The organism is Lysinibacillus halotolerans, from assembly GCF_003711845.1.
Classification (GTDB): domain Bacteria; phylum Bacillota; class Bacilli; order Bacillales_A; family Planococcaceae; genus Ureibacillus; species Ureibacillus halotolerans.
In genome coordinates this window covers 1-16534 of sequence record NZ_RHLQ01000008.1, presented here as the reverse complement: position 1 = coordinate 16534, position 16534 = coordinate 1, and the positions used below count along the sequence as shown (strand labels likewise).

Here is a 16534-nt window from a genome sequence, read left to right as displayed (position 1 = left end):
TCGGTTAATAAAATTAAGGAAAATTGCTTTTCTTAATAGATGGGCTTGTCCTATTAATTTATAACGGGTCACATTCCCTATTTCATCGGTTATAATGAGTATTGATCAAATGTTTTAATAATTCTGAGTCACGTTGAAGGACAAATTCGTCAAATCCTTTGTTCGGATATTCAAAAAATCCTTTTCCCCTTTTAACACCTAGCGCGTTATTTCCCACTAAATCTTTTATAATGGTAAATTCCCTTACTTCAGATTCGATTTCTTTTTGCAAGTTTTGTAACACTGATGACCAAACGTCTAATCCACCAAAATCGATAATTTTTAGTAGTCCACTTGCAGCAAACCGAAAACCTGGACCATCATATAAAGTTTTCTCTAAATCTTCCTTTGACAGGACACCATCTTCTAACAGGGATAACGCTTCACGAGCTAGAGCGACTTGCATTCGATTGGCAGCTAGACCAGGTACTTCGCACTTGATGATAATAGGTGTTTTATTGATGGATTCAAAAAATGTTTTCATGTCATTTACGACCTGTGTGGACGTTTCTTCTAATGGGAGTAGTTCTACTAATGGGACAATCTGTGCTGGGTTAAAGAAATGGGTTAACAATAATCGGTTACGATGTTTTTCTACGTATATGGCGATATCGGATAATTTCAAACTGGAAGTATTTGAAGCTAATATAGCTTCTTCTTTTGCGATACTATCTAATTGTTTAAATAATTCTTGTTTTAATGATAGATTTTCTGATGCACTTTCAATAATTACATCCGCATCTTTTAGATGATTTAGTTCAGTAGAAAAGGATAAGAAAGATGTCGTTTCCTTTTCGCTAAATGGAAGAGGAAATCCATTTTCTTTAAAAAGTCGATAATAGGTTTTCAATTTTTCTTTTGCATTTTCTAATTCTATATTTGATATATCAACAACGTGTGTAGGAATACCATGAATAGCGAAATAAAAGGATATTCCAAAACCCATCGTACCTGCACCAATTACACCGATATTCTTCATTCTACAAACCTCCAACGATCTTAATAGAACATAATAGCGACAAGTAGACCAGGGATTGCAGCAATTAAAGGTATAACGACAGAAGTTGCAAAAATATGTTTATAAGCATCTTTATGGGTTAAACCAGCTACAATTAAAGTGGTAATAACAACTCCGTTATGCGGAAGTGCATCTAATCCACCAGAAGCAATTGCGCTAATTCGATGGAAGGCATCAGGATTAACCCCTAATTTTAAATAAAGATCCGTTAAAGTTTCCATCGCAATCGCTAAACCGCCTGAGCTAGAACCAGTAATACCAGCTAATAAGTTAGTGGAAATAAATAAAGAGATTAAAGGATTACCAGGAATATTTGTCACAATATCTTGAAAAACAACAAAACCGGAAGTAGCTGCAATTACTGCCCCATACCCTACATCAGCAGATGTGTTAATAATAGGTAAGACAGCATTTGTTGCGCCAATGTTAACCACCTGTTTTTTCTTGTCAATATACTTCCAAAAGATGATGGCGCTTGCAACAACCGTAATCATTAATGTGTAAAGCACTTCAAGTTTAAATAAATTTAAAAGGATAAGTAATAAAGCTGGTGGAATTAAACTTAACACGATATTTGGTAGTTTTTTATTGGCATACTTATCTTTTGCCAGTTCATTTTCAGCTTCTTCAAGGTTTTTCATATTTAAATAAGTTTCACCGCGTTTTTCGGCCCGTTTTAATGCGAAATTTAAGTACCAGATAAGGATTGGGATAATGACAATAGTTGTAACAATCCCGATTAAAGCACCGGAAGTAACGGTAGTATTTAAATAAGAGATTGGAATAATATTTTGAATAGCGGGCGTTCCAGGTAGCATCGTCATTGTGAAAGTTGCTATTCCTGGGAAGAAGGCAGCAATAAATAAGTGCCATGGAATATCCATTTCTTTAAAAATAGGTTTAGCAATTGGTAAAATTGCAAAGATAACTACGAATAAGCTAACCCCACCGTAAGTTAAAAGAGAGCAAATGAACATAATTGTCACTAAAACTCGTAACTTACTTTTTCGCCCTGACAGTTTAAGTAAATATTCAGCAATTGTTCGAGCTGCACCCGACTCTTCCATAAACTTACCGAACATCGCAGCAAATAAGAAAATTAGGAAGTAATTTTTCACATAATTTGTAAAGCCGCTCATGTAGGCGTTTTGGAAAGTTTCTAATATCGGCATATTATTCATAATCATGACAAATAAACTAACAACAGGTGCAATGATAATAATAGTAAATCCGCGCATTGCCAGAACGACTAATAAAATTAACGAAAGGATAATAATAATTAAACTCCACATAACTATTCACCTCATCTTTCTCAATACACTTGTCTTCAATTCGATAACGTTAAGTTAATTAAATCCAACTCCTTTCCTTCAACTAGGTAATAATTTTGAAAGCGCTTAAAATTTTAATGTGAGAACTTAATCCTTTCATTGATCATTCACAATTAAAGTTCAGTAAGAGAATGGATATACGAATGGAACCTCCCTTTTATTATTTAACTCATAATATTAGACGAGCAGTTGTTATATTCATTCATGAAAAGAATAAAAGGATGTTTGTTATGAAAACAAACATCCTGAATTAAAATTAGTTAATTTTGGGAGCCGTCCACATAACGGCCATGTTTGGGGATAGCGATGACATCGAAATCGATAGCTAACTTCGTTAAATTTTCTGTTAATTCTTGACCTTTCATAGGCATGCCATGACCGGTAATGGCAATTTGAGGTTTTAAATCACTTAATGTTTTCACAGAATCCCAAGCTTGTTGCCAATCGGTCGTAAAATATCGGGGAGGTCCGCTTATTTCTTGATCTTGAACGAGGGTTTTAAATAAGGATTCCTGTTTCACTGTGACAAATGCATCACCAGCAATTAATGCACCATCAGATTGTCGATAAAACGATACATGCCCTGGTGAATGGCCAGGTGTATGAATCCATTGCCATTCTAACATGGATGGAACGGTACCATCTGAAGGCAAGGGCTTAACATGGCTTCCTAAATTAATCGGTTCATTAGGGAAATAAGGAGACATTTTTGCAACCAATCCACCCTCTACCGTTGAATCAGGTTCAGGGTAGCTTTTAACCCCTGTTAAATAGGGAATTTCCAGTTCATGGGCATATACGGGTACATCCCAATGTTCAATCAATTCAATAATGGCCCCGACGTGATCAAAATGACCATGAGTTAAAACAATAGCATTTGGACGGGCATCAGCACCAAATCGATTTTCTGCTTCATGAATAATCTTTTCAGCTGACTTAGGCATTCCCGCATCGATTAACGTCCATGCTTGGGAATGGTTTGTGTTACCGACCATACAAAGATTAACGACTTGGATTGTTAAAGAGTAGATATCTGGAGTTACTTCTTGTCCCAATCCACTCATTACAGAAGTTACAGGGATGAATTTATAATCTTCTCCATAATTCATTTGTTCACTCAAAGTTCCACCTTCCTTCTCTACTATTTTTTCTTAAAAATTCTAACCTATTCATTTATGTAAAAGAAAAACCCACTGCTCGGTGGGTTTTAAAATTATTCTGTTAATGGAATTTCTACTTTGGTTGAACCTTCCAAATAGTGAGGATAACTAAAGAAATAAATTTGTACAGGATTAACAGCACCTTTTAAATCGAAATGATAGGAACTTTCTGTAAAACGATTATGATTTTCATAAACGCTAAAACTGTTATGATAAAATTGATTACCTTCAGCATCTATCACGTCACTAAACAGTTGAACATGATGGTCTTCTTTTGATTTATAAGTGACTTCAATGGAGTTTGAATCAAGAATCTTTAAATCGAAATCATCAATTGGCGGGACTTTTACTATTTTTTGACGAAGGAAATCAATTTCAACATAGTCTTCTCCCTTTGGTAAAGCTTCAATTTGATCTAATACTAGGGTTATTTTGTTTGGTTTTCTAAAGTAGTTACTTTGAATAAAGATACTATTGGTTTCTTCTCGAAAACTTCCAAGTCCGACAAGTCCATCTTGAACTTTACCCCACTCTTCGCCCTTTTCATCTAATACTTTCAAATGATCGATTTGTAAAATTTGCATTGTATTTTGGCTGTTCACCTTTAATTTCAATTCTGCTCTTAATGGGGAAATCGTTAATGATTGTACATAGATGGTTTGACCGTCGATCTTTAACGGTTTGTTCACATCGTAAACTTTAGACGGTTGAATTGGTTTTGTTAACGTGAATGGGATCGTGAAAGAAGTTTCCTTTGTATCATCAAATTTCAAATAAATTTCAAAATCCGGCTTGGAATAATCGATTTTCGATGTTGCAATAACTTCAAGTTTTCCTTGAATGGTTTTAGTAGGTTCTGTATAAGGCCAGCCAGAAGTCGAGGAACTATTGATTACTTCCCCATTTTGACTTAATTGAAATTCTTTTGTCTCTAAATTTGAAATATTAAAAGGTGCTTCCAATTCGTAAAAAATAACAATACCTGTTTCATCAGCAATTGTACCGAGAATCGTGAGTGTAATGTTGTTTTTCGTTTGTACAATATTTAGTTCTTCAAAGTATTCGTTATCCACAATATCTTTTAAACCTTTATCTTTTGTTAGCATTTCAACAAGGGGTGCAAAGCCAGGAATTTTAGCAACAGCATTTGCAAAAGCTGGTGAGACACGTATGGAACTAACAAATATAATGACTACAACGGCTATTAAAGCAACTTGTTTGAAGAAGAGACGATTTCGTTTTTGTCTTTTTTTATATTTTGCATATCCGTTATGTCGCATAGAAGCTAATTTTTCTGTAGGTACTACAATATTCGTTAACTCTTCCTTTAACTTGTCGAAATCCTTTTCGTTCATGACTGTCCCCCCTCACTAAATAAAAATCGTAGTTTTTTTAATGCAGTATGTAGCCTCGATTTTACAGTTCCTTCAGAAATGTGCATTTCCTTTGCAATCTCTTTATTTTTTAAATCACAATAATATTTTAAATAAATGAGTTGTTGCTGTTTTGGAGTTAGTTTTGAAATAGCTTCAGAAAGTTCAAGATGATTATCATCATTTTGGAAAGTCCCTTCCGCTACATCGTTTCTTAATTCATAGCGCCTTTTTTTCTTTTGAATATCTGAACATACATTTAATAACACTCGAATGAGCCATGTGTTTAGAAATTCTGCTTGCTTTACTGTATGTATTTTACGAAAACAGCAAAATGTAAATTCTTGGATGGCTTCAAGGGAGTCATGTTCATTTTTTAAATAACTAAAAGCGATTCGGTAATGGGTGCTTTCTTCTTGTTTTAAAATTTGAAGTAAGGCCGTTTCATCTCCAGCGATTGCTTTTTTCGCCAATTCGATTTGTTCCATTCATTTCCCCCCTATACTTATTAGACATTTTGAAACGAGAAATCGTTCACTAAAATGATTGAAAATTTTTCAATTGTTGAATTTTAAGTCAAAATAAAAAAACGGATGTAAACCTTTTATCGGTTTCATAACATCCGTTTTCATTATCTTATTAAATGTGAAATTCAATCATATCATCAACAAAATGCCAATCATATGGAGTTTCTTGGTAAACGTAATAGTTTAACCAGTTATAGAAAAGTAAATGGGAATGGGCACGCCAAGTATTTTTTGGTGTTTTATTTGGATCGTTATTTGGGAAGTAATTGACCGGTAATTCTACCGGTTCACCTTTCTCCACATCTCGCTTATATTCATCTGCTAAAGTAGTAGCATCATATTCTAAGTGGCCAGTAATCATGATGTGTTTTGTATCCTTAGATTGGATAATAAATGGACCCGCTTCCTCCGAAAAGCTTAATAACCGAAGTTCAGGACAGTTGCGTACATCCTCGATGGATACGGAAGTGTGTCGGGAATGGGGCGCTACATATTCGTCACTAAACCCTCGCACTAAATCTACTGTTAAATCGGTAATGACATGGGAATAAATTCCTGAACATTTTTTAGGAAGTTCGAATTTTCCGATACCAAAATGGTGATAAAGTGCTGCTTGGGCTCCCCAACAAATATACATACAAGACGTTACATTGATTTTTGCCCAATCCATTATTTCTGTTATTTCATTCCAATAGTGTACATCTTCAAATTCCATTCGTTCGACGGGTGCTCCCGTAATAATCATCCCGTCAAAACGACGATGTTTAATCTCGTTGAATGTTTTGTAGAAAGTATCTAAATGAGATTTTGAAACATTTTTAGATAAGTATGTAGCGGTATTGAGAAAAGTAACATTTGTTTGTAAAGGTGTATTTCCGAGTAAACGTAATAGTTGTAACTCCGTTTTCTCTTTTTCTGGCATCAAGTTACAAACTAAAATGTTCAAAGGTCGAATTTGTTGTGTTTGTGCGCGGTCTTCTTCCATAACGAAAATTTTCTCTTTGCGCAATATTTCTCCAGCAGGCAAACTCTTTGGTATATTAATAGGCATTTTTTGTTCCCCCATTTCTTAACTTTCATTTCATCTTAAAAAGAGAAGATAAATAAAAACCCCCTCATTCCAGCGTGAGAATGAGAGGGTACAATTTTATATACGCGCACTCTTATCTCCCAAGACAAATTGTCTTGCTGGAATTAGCACCTTTCTAACCGGTTGTTAGAGGTTGCTGAAGCTTCATTGGGCCATGTCCCTCTGCTTCTCTTGATAAGATTGATGAAATTAAAATAATACTATCACGTAAAGCTAATATTTGCAATATTCATTAATTATTTTTCTGTAAATAATTTTCCCGCCAAGTTGATTGTTCTTTTTGGAATATTACCTGTTCGAGCTTTTCATCCCAATTATCAATTAATGTATTCCAAACGCGTACGGTGAAATGATCCTGTTCTTCGTCGTATAAAATAAACTCAATACAGGGAATATCATTAATTTGGATATCTTCGATAGAATCAATCGATGGGGTTACGGACAAATTTTCCCCATTATCGTCTAAATCGGGTTGTTCAAATGCTTGAATTTCCTTTATCACCTGTTCGTTTTGTATCGATAATTCCTCTTCTTGTTTATGATATCGATACAGTTGCTCTGGAAAATCTTCATATTCTAGTACTTCTTCAATATCTCCATTTAAAAATAAATGGTGGGATGGGCTATAAAGCAATTCTATCGTTTTTATATCCTGTTCTTCTTCAAAAACACCGCTTTGTAATTGTTTTTGTCCCTTTTCCGTTTGTTGATAATGGGAATCCACCTTCGTAATTAATCCAGTTTTTTGCATTTTAGATAACAAATCTTGTATGAAGAGTTGTTCTACAAGAAGAATTTCACTTAGCTGTTCTGCATTTTCAAAGGCGTTGTTCGCAACGGATTGAAGAATCATTTTCATTAAAATATCCATTTTTGTACGGGATATCGGTTTATATGTAATATTTACACTGTGAACAGGTACACTCCAAGTATCCGTCTTCAAAATGGAGATATTCGATTTCTTTAAAAGTTGAGTAGATAATGATTGTTGTAATGAAAGTAATTCCATAAATCCACCTTACTACGTTGTAATTAGTAATTCGTTATGATTTCGGTAACCATTTTGTGATTGGACAATTTGATGCAAGTTTCGGTACATGCTTCTCGTTTCTTCCTTTTTAGGACGATTCGTAAACATCTCTATACTACCGATTAATACGAGTAACTCACGAGCTCGGGAAAGGGCTACGTTCAGTCGCCGGTAGTCCTTCGCAAATCCAATATCGCCGTGTTTATGATCGTTGTTACGAACCATGCTTACTAAAATGACGTCCATTTCCATACCTTGGAATTTATCGACTGAACCTGTACGAATATGTAAATGAGGAATGTTCAACTCATGTTCAATGAGTCGGTTAATCCGCTTTACTTGTTCAGCATAAAAACTAATTACCCCTACAGATTTTAATTCATCTTGGGCTATTAATTCTTCCGATTTAGCTTTTGCAGTCGCTTCATTTAGTTCAAGCAACATAGTACGAACAACTTCTAATTCAGCTTCATTATATAGACTTGAACCTTCCTTCATCCGTTCTTCAAAATACGGATGTCTATTCGGAATATCAATCCATAGTAAATGATCCGTTCGTTTTATAGATGGACCTTCCAATTTATGATCCCGTAATACATCTGAATCAGATAGCCCGCATTTCAATGAATCATTGCCATTTTTATAAAATGGAGCGATTGTTTGCATAATATTTTCATGCATCCGGTATTGAATGGCTAACATTTTTTTATTCGTTGCAGGCAAGTTTTTATATAGACGTTCGAATAAAGACTCCTCTAGTAATTTTTCTAATTCTCGTTTTTCCTCAAAGGTGTCGCTTTCTTTTAAAACCGTTTCTAATGTCTCTTCAAATGTATCATCCCCAATTAGTGGTGGTAACTGGTGATGATCGCCTACTAGAATCACCTTTTTCCCTTTTAACATCGGTAACAATAATTCTGGCGGAGTTGCTTTTGATACTTCATCGATAATCACAACATCGAAAATCGGATAATTGTCCATAAACTCTTTGTTGGCAGAAGCAACACATGTTGTACCAATGACATTTGCATGTTTAACATAAAGTTTTCGTATTTCATCTAAGTCATGTTCCGTAGCTTGCTCTAATAATGTTTTCCATTGAAGCTGCATTTTTTGAGCAATCGGAAGCATCTCAATTTTCTTATGGACTTTATCAATTTCTACCGTAATTGACTCCATTTTGGATTTTGTTTTTTCCAGTTCAAGTTCCGGATGTTGTTTTGTCAATTGTTCAAGTTGTTCATATTTCTTTTCAAGCTGTAATCCCTTCGAGCTTAGTTCTTTTAACTGGGAAATAAATTGTTTTAATAATGTTTGGCCACTTGTCATTTCCTTTTGAACACTTTCTAATTCCTGTTGTTTTTTTGATAACTGTTCTTCAAGAATGGATGTTTTTTCTTTGTTTTCCAATAATATTTGCATTTCATTTTCCAATGCTTCACAAATCGTATGAATTTCCTCGATAGAAGGGATAATGTCATCCTCTTGAATGATAGACTCGAAAGTGTTTAGTTGTTCTTTATACTTCTCTTGAGATTGTAATAAGTTTTGTTCTTTTGCTTTTAAAAGGTTTAAAGAAGATTGATCTGCTTCTTCCCTTTGCTTAAGCTGATCACATACTTCTTCTTTTATTTTACTAAAAACTAGAAGGGACTCATCTACAAGTGCTCTGTAACGAAGAACTAACTGATTTAAATATTGCTTTCTTAAATAGAGGCCTTGGATTGATCGGGCTCCATTTTCTCTCGTTATTTTCTTTTGGGCAAAAGCATAGCTCAATTTCGTTAAAAACTCCTCGATTTCTTGTAAGGAGTAATGATGATTATTTGGTAAAGGATTCATCTGTCCTTCAATACCGAGGGATGTTTTACTATATTCAATTGCCTTATCTAAACGGATTGTAATTTCCTTTAAAGATTTAAAAGGTAAAAGTTGTTCATGAATTTTATCCATGTCATGAAACAGTTGATTTAATACATATCCACGGTGAATGTTTTGATCTTCAATGAAAGATTCAATTTCATGTATTTTTTTCATCGATTCAACGGATTCGATAATGGAATTAATCGTATCGGAACTGCTTTCAATGTCTTCCAATTCCTTCTGAACATTTGCAAGCTGCAACTCTATTTCCATGAGTTGTTGGGTTACTTGAATATATTCTAGAAGTTGCTTACTTTTTTTCAATTTTTCTTGCGCTTCAAACAGTTGTTCATCAATCGATTCGTTTGTTCCAATGGTAACTAATGAATGATTTAGTTCATTGATCTTTTCTGAAATGCGTTCATTGGAAGCGCTAAGCTTTTCCAATGCTTGTTCAGTCTTTTCTCGTTCTTTTTTCAGAGGGATAATTTGTTTCTTCAGCTGACCGATTTCTTCTGTTACAATTTTAAGCTCTTTTTCAGCAGCTTCCTTTTTTGCGATATCCTCTTGTAATTGACTCTCTTTTTGCTTTAAAGATTCAATTTCCTTCTCGTATTGGGTAATATCATTCTTCAATTGCTTTTCTTTTAGTTGGTGATCTTCAATTTCCTTCGTAATAGCTTCGTAAGTTTGCTTTTTCCAATAATCAGCAACATTTTCTTCTATAAATTTTTTACCGTCTTCTTCAATACTTTCAGTACGGCCATAGCGTAAAATACGGATATCCTTATTGTTTAATAATCGACTAAGGGCATTATCAACAGCTAGATTCGACTGAGATGCAATTAACGTTTTTAAACCAGCCTTTGCGTTTTGATAGCAAATTTCTGAAATAACCGTCGTCTTCCCTGTTCCTGGAGGACCTTGAATAACATATAAGTCTTCGGCTGACATTGCTCCACTAACGGCTTCTCGTTGATATTCATTTAAAGGATTATGGAATTCTAATGAAATATCTTTTTTACGTTCCGCGATTTTCGGAGTATCTTCAAATAAAATATTTTCGAGATTTGGATTGGCGGCTAATCCTTCCTTTAAATGTTCAAATCCTTTTAAAAGTCGGTTCAATTGGGATTTCGTTGAAGCATTACTAAATGTAATGTATTCACTTGTAAAGTCAAAGTCATTAGTGCGGGCAAGTTTAGCAACTTTTGCGTTTAATTCAATATCAATCGTCCTCGATTGTTGGTGAACTTTTATAACTTCTCCAATTTCTCTAGGATAACCTTTGACATATGCACTTAAGCCTTTTAGTTGTTTCCATTGTTTATCGTCAATGCCGTTACATCGTATCGTTACTTTCGAAAAGTCTTGACTATATTGAAGGGAATGAAAGGTAGCGTCAATATCATCAATAGAAGCATTTTTATATAAAACCTTTAAGTACCCTTCCCAACTGGAAATTCGTTTATTTACATAATCAAACCGTTCTTGAGCAACGGGAAGTTCTGCAATTGTCGAAATAAATTTATCGGAGTATGTATGACCGCTAATACGGGATGGCACAAAATGAATGCGCATTTTTTGTCTTCGATTCGTTATAACCGGTGTATTTCTTCCCCGTGTTCTAAAACTTTTTGCAACGAGCCCATTTTTTAAGTCAAAGGCACAGTCGATGATAACTACACGATCACCAAATTTTTTTGTTAATTTTTCGTTCCGTTTATTATCAAAAAAGAAAGTTAAATTTAATGTCGTCTGTTCCACTGATTGTTTTTCAATATATACGTCGAAGCCATGCTGCAATTTAAAGAAGGCGTGTTCATCCTGGAAATGTTGTTTCAAAGCTTCTCTGGCAGTATTCGTTAACAAAATAAAACATTTAATTGTCTCCATTGCTCCCATTTGTTGTACCATGAACACACCTCCTTTCAGTCTTTCTTTTTTTGCTCATAAAGATTATTATATCAACATTCAAGGAATCGTGGTAGACGGACAAAAATAATTTGAAATTTGGTAAAAATAAAACAGACTAGCTTTTGGCTAGCCTGATCTTTTCCATTTAATTATTTACTTTGGCAATTTCTAAATATTTGGTATCCCACTCTGGGTCTACTTTACTTAATGGATAAGGTCTAAAACTATCTTTTTTCACTAATGTATGAAGTGAAGTAGCCGTTGCAGCAACAGAACCGTCTTCATGCAAAATTTCATAGCCATAAATCGTTTTTAATTTTGAATGGGACTCAACCCATGTACGAACCGTTGCAACTTGTCCATAACGCATTGCTTTTTTATATTGAATGGATAAATCTAATACAGGAGATATGTATCCTTGTTCTTCAAGTCCGGCATAATTAAAGCCAATATCATTTACTAATTGGGTACGTCCGATTTCCATCCAAACTAAATAATTTGCATGGTATACAACACCCATCTGATCTGTTTCTGCATACCGTATTTCAATTTGTTTTTCACTTACAAACATTTCTTTCACCTCAAATTTATTATAACGTATTTCCTTCTATTTTTAACAATAATAACAGTTGACACATTGGGTGATAATAATGTTGAAATATAGTGAAAGAACATTTTCCTTTATAGCAATTGCTTGGCATTTATGGTAGCATAAAACTCTATACAAATGAAGGACGTGAAATGACTTTGATTAAAATTGAATTACCAAAACCGAATGTTGTCATTTATCAACGACAACAACAATTAAAGGAAGGGGACGTGCCGATTACACCTTACCATGGCTTTATTGATTTTCACAAAATTACCCGTGATAAAGGCGGAATTTTCTTCTTTTACAATAAAGAAAACGAGTTATTATTTGTAGGAAAAGCACGTAAAATTCGTCAACGCATTAAGAAACATTTTGAAGATAACGTTTCTCCGATGAAAAATCATCGGGATGAAATTTATAAAATTGAAGTATATGAAATCGAAGATCCAATGGAACGGGAAATTTATGAAACATATGCGATAAATACTTTACGTGCAAAATATAACGTAGAGAAAGTGTTTTATTAATAAAAGAAGCTGATTGGGAAACTCACCAATCAGCTTCTTTTTAGTTGAATTCTAGCATTTCAGCAATTTGTTTAAAATCTTCTAATACGAAATCTTTATTTTTTATTACATCGTTAAACCATGGATCAATTGGTTTTTTAAATTGTTCCTCTGGTTGTTCTTCATGATGGAGAACAAAAACTAAGTAATCAATCATTTTTGTGCGTTCTTCATAAAATTTAGTACGTTGGTGGAAATCTTTATTTATTTCCACATTAAACATTTTTCCTAAACGAATAATTCCTGCGTTTACATGTTGTTCAGCGTATAATGATGAACCTACAATAGCAAGCTTTTGATTAAAGGATAACGGCATTTGTTTAAAATAAGTCTTCATTAATTCTTCTGTTTGGTGTGCGATTAACTGAAGTTGGATTTTTTGTGCAGCTGTTAAAGTATGGGTTTCTTCAAATACTGGTAAAATCGTATAGGCTTCATCTAAAAGTGCCTTTACTTTATCATACCGCTCTTGCTCATATGTTTCCCCTACTCTTCGATAAATGGTTTCAGCAACGAATAATCGCTGTAAATAACCTGTTAGTAAAATCATACCGTTATATTGTGTTGTTACCTTATTTGTCATATGAAATGACCCCTTTCGTTTTTGTTTTGGTCATTTCGTAAAGAAAGTCCCTTATATCATCATGTATGACATTACCATAGAAAGATAGACAACGTCATTTAAAAGCTTTTCTAAATATCCGTTGAGGTTAATTTTGTCTTATGCTGGGTTAATAAACTTACGACGATAAATACAATGAAGGATGCTAGCACAGGAATTGTTACACTGTGCATCCCAAAAATGTTCGGAAATTCACGCGTAATATAAATATAAAGCAAAAGACCTGTAATCATTGAAGAAATAACGCCATATTTATTCGCTTTTTTCCAATATAGTCCGAACACGACAGACCATAAAAAGGCAGATTCTAAACCGCCAAAGGCAAAAAGATTCAACGTGATTAAAAATTCAGGTGGCTTTAATGCAAAGAAAACGACTGCTAGTCCAATTACGGTTGTGACGAGAAAGCTTCTATTTTTAATTTGTTTATCTGATGCCTTCGGATTAATGAAATTAAGGTAAATATCCTTCACCACCGTTGAGCTTACAAGAATCAACAAAGCATTTACCGTCGACATTATTGCTGCCATCGGTGCTGCTAACACAATACCAGCTAAAACGGGATGAAGTACTTCTAGTGTCAATATTGGCATGACTGTGTCTGCCACTTCAATTCCTGGTACGACAGGTCGAGCAAGTACGCCGATTAAATGCATACCGAACATAATTGTTCCAATACCAATTGTTCCGATTAAAATGGCTAGATGCAAGCTTTTGGAATCTTTATAGCTCATTGCACGAACAGCGATTTGAGGTAGGCCAATTACTCCTAATCCGATTAAAATCCAAAAGGTTGAAACATATAAAGGAGTTAGAGAACCATCAGAACCAAAGGGTGATAACATTTCAGGATCCTCTGTTACAAGGGAGTTCATAATATTATCCAATCCCCCACCTGCCATGATCGTCCCAATTAATAAAATAACCGTTCCAATAATCATTACCGTTCCTTGCATTGCATCTGTTAAGGCAACAGCACGAAATCCACCAATAATAACATAGACAAGTACTGTCACAGCAAATATGAGTAAAGCGGCGGTATAATTAAGTCCCGTTAATGATTCAATTAATCGTGCTCCCCCTACCCATTGGGCAGTCATGGATGCAAAGAGGAAAACAATGATGCTAATAGCTGAAATAAAAATAACAATATTACTTTCATATCGTTTTTTTAAGAAGTCAATTAATGTAATGGCTTCATAACGTCTAGAAATAATGGCAAATTTCTTACCTAAAATCATCAAAACAAAATAGCCTGCTGGAAGTTGAGCCATCGAAAGAAGAACCCAACCGAGTCCTAAATTATATGAAACCCCTGGTCCACCGATAAAACTTGATGCACTACCGTAAGTAGCCATCATCGTCATCGCAAGTAGGAATCCTCCCATCTCACGACCACCTAAGAAATATTCCTGTAAGAAAGAATTAGAAGTACGAACTTGTTTATTGGCCCAAAAACCGATAATAAAAATTATTGCTAAAAAGAGCAGGAGCGGAATAATTACTTGCCAATGAATCATTGATCTCCCTCCCCATCTTCAAAGGGTACATCTTTGAAAAATACTTTCATTGTAAACCAAATGAGAATAATCATAAAAATAGATCCAGCTATACAGCTAAAGAAAAACCAAGTGGGAAAACCTAAAATATATTGATATTCTGTTGGATCACCGGAACCTAATCCATATGCACATCCAAACCAAATAGCAAAGTTAATTATTACAAGCGCTACGCCAATTAACGCCTCGCGATTTGCAATTTGAAAACGCTTATCTTGCAACATCATTCATCCTTTCATCAAAAAAACTTGGATACTTTTCTATCATACTTTGTCATTTATGGAAATGGAAGATTTTAATGAGCCATTTTTCTTGTATAGTTCATCATCTAATTATTCAAAATATGAAGGAAAGAGAAATAAAACGTTTTACTAGAGGGAAATTGTTTTTTTACGCAAACATATTTTGTTATAATAATAGAGTATTCACACGTTATTGTGTGTTAATTAGGATGGAGGATTTACGTTATGAAAAAACTTTCTGCAATTTTAATGGCCTTTGCTTTAGCTTTCTCAAGTGTAGGAACTGTTATGCTTGTTGATGATGTTCAAACAGTTGAAGCAAAATCGTACAAGTCTGGTAAAAAAAGCTACAATAATAATACTGGTACAACGAATAATTTCCAAGATAATAATACAGGGACAAACTCTACTGTAAATAAATCAACTTCTACTACAAACAAATCAACTAGTACTACTACGAAAGGTGGCTTTACTAGCGGTGGTCTTATGAAAGGATTATTCGTTGGTGGGTTAGCTGGATTATTGTTTGGTAGCCTTTTCTCTGATATGGGATTGATCGGGAACATTTTAGGATTTGCGATCAATGCAGCGGCCATTCTTTTGATTGTTTTCATTTGTATGAAAATATATCAAATGATGAAACGTAAAAAAGATAAAGAGGTAACGGACAGTTGGAAAAGATAACATTATCTGAACAAGAAGTAATCAACGCTCTTTGCTATTTCCACGCAAAATTTAAGCATGTTCAACCGACAGATGTAGAAGTTGAATTAATGTATGATGATGCGGCTGGTTTTACTGCTGAAGCTTATGTGAATGGGCAAATGGATTTCTATAATACTGTGAATTTTATTACGGCTATTCGACTTTATCTTGATGAACAATTACACCGTGATTCGATTGCCGCTCGAATTATGTTAGATCTTCATGATGAAGAAGGAATCATTGCGCATATTGAATGGTAAAAAATTAGAGGTGTCCTAGTAGACACCTCTTTTTTAATAATCTAATTCGGTTTTATCTAATGTAACGGTTTTTCTAACGTTCGTATTGCGATCTTTTAAATGATAATATTTAATATTCCCATTGATTAATTCTACGAAAAATTCGATTTCTGCATGTTTATATACGGGCCACTTTGCTAATGCTAGCAATCCTTGAGGTGGAGGAATTTGTTCTAAACAATCCAATATGTTCGGATTGTTAAAGTTTAAATAAAAATAACGCCCATCTCGAAACTTCGCAAGAATGCTATATCTATTATTCATAATTCCTCCCTCTTATTTTTCGTTATAAAATAATATATTTTATTTCTTTTATTTTATTAACAGTAAGTATCCTTTTCAATAAAAATTTCTATCGTATGTAAATTGAATTTTTCATTCCCTATTATATAAAAGAGTTTTAATTATAATAAATATCCGCCTGTAAAACAGGCGGTTTTAGTAACGCCCTATAAGGGCTCCTTACTAACTGCCCCTAAAGGGGCTTTTTTAATTGACCGTCAACCGTATTTGTTCTTTAATCTCGTTTAAATGGGTCTATATATTCTCTACTCGTCATTTGATCACGTAATCGATCTTCAGCTTCTTGTTCCCTAATGTA

Annotated in this window: 16 protein-coding genes, 1 pseudogene and 1 riboswitch; of the genes and pseudogenes, 3 read left to right on the top strand and 14 right to left on the bottom strand. The window is 34.2% G+C overall.

What is annotated here, in order from left to right; translation table 11 throughout:
* Nucleotides 1-82 precede the first annotated feature (82 nt).
* From EC501_RS04840 to EC501_RS04800, 9 genes are all read right to left on the bottom strand, one after another.
* Nucleotides 83-1018: a 3-hydroxyacyl-CoA dehydrogenase family protein gene (locus tag EC501_RS04840; RefSeq protein ID WP_122971172.1), complete on the bottom strand. Its 936-nt coding sequence runs from the start codon at nucleotides 1016-1018 to the stop codon at nucleotides 83-85.
* Nucleotides 1019-1038: 20 nt separating this feature from the next.
* The gene (locus tag EC501_RS04835; RefSeq protein ID WP_122971171.1) at nucleotides 1039-2349 is read right to left on the bottom strand and encodes a GntP family permease; all 1311 of its coding nucleotides are present in this window, start codon (nucleotides 2347-2349) and stop codon (nucleotides 1039-1041) included.
* Between the two features lie 299 nt (nucleotides 2350-2648).
* Nucleotides 2649-3509 (bottom strand): MBL fold metallo-hydrolase, encoded by an 861-nt coding sequence (locus EC501_RS04830; RefSeq protein WP_122971170.1) that lies wholly within the window; start codon nucleotides 3507-3509, stop codon nucleotides 2649-2651.
* 92 nt (nucleotides 3510-3601) lie between these two features.
* On the bottom strand, nucleotides 3602-4903 hold the full coding sequence (locus tag EC501_RS04825; protein ID WP_122971169.1) for a DUF4179 domain-containing protein: 1302 nt from the start codon (nucleotides 4901-4903) through the stop codon (nucleotides 3602-3604).
* Nucleotides 4900-5409, bottom strand: a complete 510-nt coding sequence (locus EC501_RS04820; protein ID WP_122971168.1) for a sigma-70 family RNA polymerase sigma factor — start codon at nucleotides 5407-5409, stop codon at nucleotides 4900-4902. Before EC501_RS04820 ends, EC501_RS04825 begins: the two co-directional genes overlap by 4 nt.
* Nucleotides 5410-5560: 151 nt before the next feature.
* Nucleotides 5561-6499 carry a homoserine O-acetyltransferase MetA gene (metA, locus tag EC501_RS04815; RefSeq protein ID WP_122971167.1) on the bottom strand — a complete coding sequence of 313 codons (939 nt, stop codon included), beginning with the start codon at nucleotides 6497-6499 and terminating at the stop codon, nucleotides 5561-5563.
* Between the two features lie 109 nt (nucleotides 6500-6608).
* A riboswitch (SAM riboswitch) is annotated at nucleotides 6609-6719 on the bottom strand.
* A 51-nt stretch (nucleotides 6720-6770) separates the two neighbouring features.
* The gene (locus tag EC501_RS04810) at nucleotides 6771-7547 is read right to left on the bottom strand and encodes a hypothetical protein (RefSeq protein ID WP_122971166.1); all 777 of its coding nucleotides are present in this window, start codon (nucleotides 7545-7547) and stop codon (nucleotides 6771-6773) included.
* Between the two features lie 12 nt (nucleotides 7548-7559).
* Nucleotides 7560-11348, bottom strand: a complete 3789-nt coding sequence (locus tag EC501_RS04805) for a DEAD/DEAH box helicase (protein WP_122971165.1) — start codon at nucleotides 11346-11348, stop codon at nucleotides 7560-7562.
* Between the two features lie 145 nt (nucleotides 11349-11493).
* A complete protein-coding gene (locus EC501_RS04800; RefSeq protein WP_122971164.1) occupies nucleotides 11494-11919 on the bottom strand; it encodes an acyl-CoA thioesterase in 426 nt (141 codons plus the stop codon).
* 176 nt (nucleotides 11920-12095) lie between these two features.
* Between EC501_RS04800 and EC501_RS04795 the strand changes: the two genes are divergently transcribed.
* Complete coding sequence (locus tag EC501_RS04795) at nucleotides 12096-12467, top strand: nucleotide excision repair endonuclease (protein ID WP_122971230.1); 372 nt, start codon at nucleotides 12096-12098, stop codon at nucleotides 12465-12467.
* A gap of 40 nt (nucleotides 12468-12507) precedes the next feature.
* Here the strand turns inward: EC501_RS04795 and EC501_RS04790 are convergent, their stop codons facing one another.
* From EC501_RS04790 to EC501_RS04780, 3 genes are all read right to left on the bottom strand, one after another.
* A complete protein-coding gene (locus EC501_RS04790; RefSeq protein ID WP_122971163.1) occupies nucleotides 12508-13089 on the bottom strand; it encodes a transcriptional regulator in 582 nt (193 codons plus the stop codon).
* A 110-nt stretch (nucleotides 13090-13199) separates the two neighbouring features.
* Entirely contained in the window at nucleotides 13200-14645 is a 1446-nt protein-coding gene (gene panF, locus EC501_RS04785; RefSeq protein ID WP_174232652.1) for a sodium/pantothenate symporter, read from the bottom strand.
* Nucleotides 14645-14908, bottom strand: coding sequence for a YhdT family protein (locus EC501_RS04780; RefSeq protein ID WP_122971161.1), 264 nt, complete (start codon nucleotides 14906-14908; stop codon nucleotides 14645-14647). The genes panF and EC501_RS04780 overlap by 1 nt, the downstream gene beginning before the upstream one ends.
* Nucleotides 14909-15154: 246 nt before the next feature.
* On the opposite strand from EC501_RS04780, the gene EC501_RS04775 reads away from it, so the two are divergent.
* Nucleotides 15155-15613: a hypothetical protein gene (locus tag EC501_RS04775; RefSeq protein WP_122971160.1), complete on the top strand. Its 459-nt coding sequence runs from the start codon at nucleotides 15155-15157 to the stop codon at nucleotides 15611-15613.
* Nucleotides 15601-15894 (top strand): YxcD family protein, encoded by a 294-nt coding sequence (locus tag EC501_RS04770; protein ID WP_122971159.1) that lies wholly within the window; start codon nucleotides 15601-15603, stop codon nucleotides 15892-15894. The genes EC501_RS04775 and EC501_RS04770 overlap by 13 nt, the downstream gene beginning before the upstream one ends.
* Nucleotides 15895-15927: 33 nt before the next feature.
* On the opposite strand, the gene EC501_RS04765 is transcribed toward EC501_RS04770, so the two are convergent.
* Nucleotides 15928-16197, bottom strand: coding sequence for a hypothetical protein (locus tag EC501_RS04765; protein ID WP_122971158.1), 270 nt, complete (start codon nucleotides 16195-16197; stop codon nucleotides 15928-15930).
* Between the two features lie 253 nt (nucleotides 16198-16450).
* Nucleotides 16451-16534: pseudogene (locus EC501_RS18780) on the bottom strand (IS200/IS605 family transposase); the annotation flags it as partial.

What these genes read in the sequence shown, in the direction of transcription:
- EC501_RS04810 (WP_122971166.1), bottom strand. Translation starts at nt 7,547, where the DNA reads ATGGAATTACTTTCATTACAACAATCATTATCTACTCAACTTTTAAAG.
- EC501_RS04765 (WP_122971158.1), bottom strand. Translation starts at nt 16,197, where the DNA reads ATGAATAATAGATATAGCATTCTTGCGAAGTTTCGAGATGGGCGTTAT.
- EC501_RS04790 (WP_122971163.1), bottom strand. Translation starts at nt 13,089, where the DNA reads ATGACAAATAAGGTAACAACACAATATAACGGTATGATTTTACTAACA.
- EC501_RS04835 (WP_122971171.1), bottom strand. Translation starts at nt 2,349, where the DNA reads ATGTGGAGTTTAATTATTATTATCCTTTCGTTAATTTTATTAGTCGTT.
- EC501_RS04805 (WP_122971165.1), bottom strand. Translation starts at nt 11,348, where the DNA reads ATGGTACAACAAATGGGAGCAATGGAGACAATTAAATGTTTTATTTTG.
- EC501_RS04840 (WP_122971172.1), bottom strand. Translation starts at nt 1,018, where the DNA reads ATGAAGAATATCGGTGTAATTGGTGCAGGTACGATGGGTTTTGGAATA.
- EC501_RS04820 (WP_122971168.1), bottom strand. Translation starts at nt 5,409, where the DNA reads ATGGAACAAATCGAATTGGCGAAAAAAGCAATCGCTGGAGATGAAACG.
- EC501_RS04800 (WP_122971164.1), bottom strand. Translation starts at nt 11,919, where the DNA reads ATGTTTGTAAGTGAAAAACAAATTGAAATACGGTATGCAGAAACAGAT.
- EC501_RS04825 (WP_122971169.1), bottom strand. Translation starts at nt 4,903, where the DNA reads ATGAACGAAAAGGATTTCGACAAGTTAAAGGAAGAGTTAACGAATATT.
- EC501_RS04775 (WP_122971160.1), top strand. Translation starts at nt 15,155, where the DNA reads ATGAAAAAACTTTCTGCAATTTTAATGGCCTTTGCTTTAGCTTTCTCA.
- metA (WP_122971167.1), bottom strand. Translation starts at nt 6,499, where the DNA reads ATGCCTATTAATATACCAAAGAGTTTGCCTGCTGGAGAAATATTGCGC.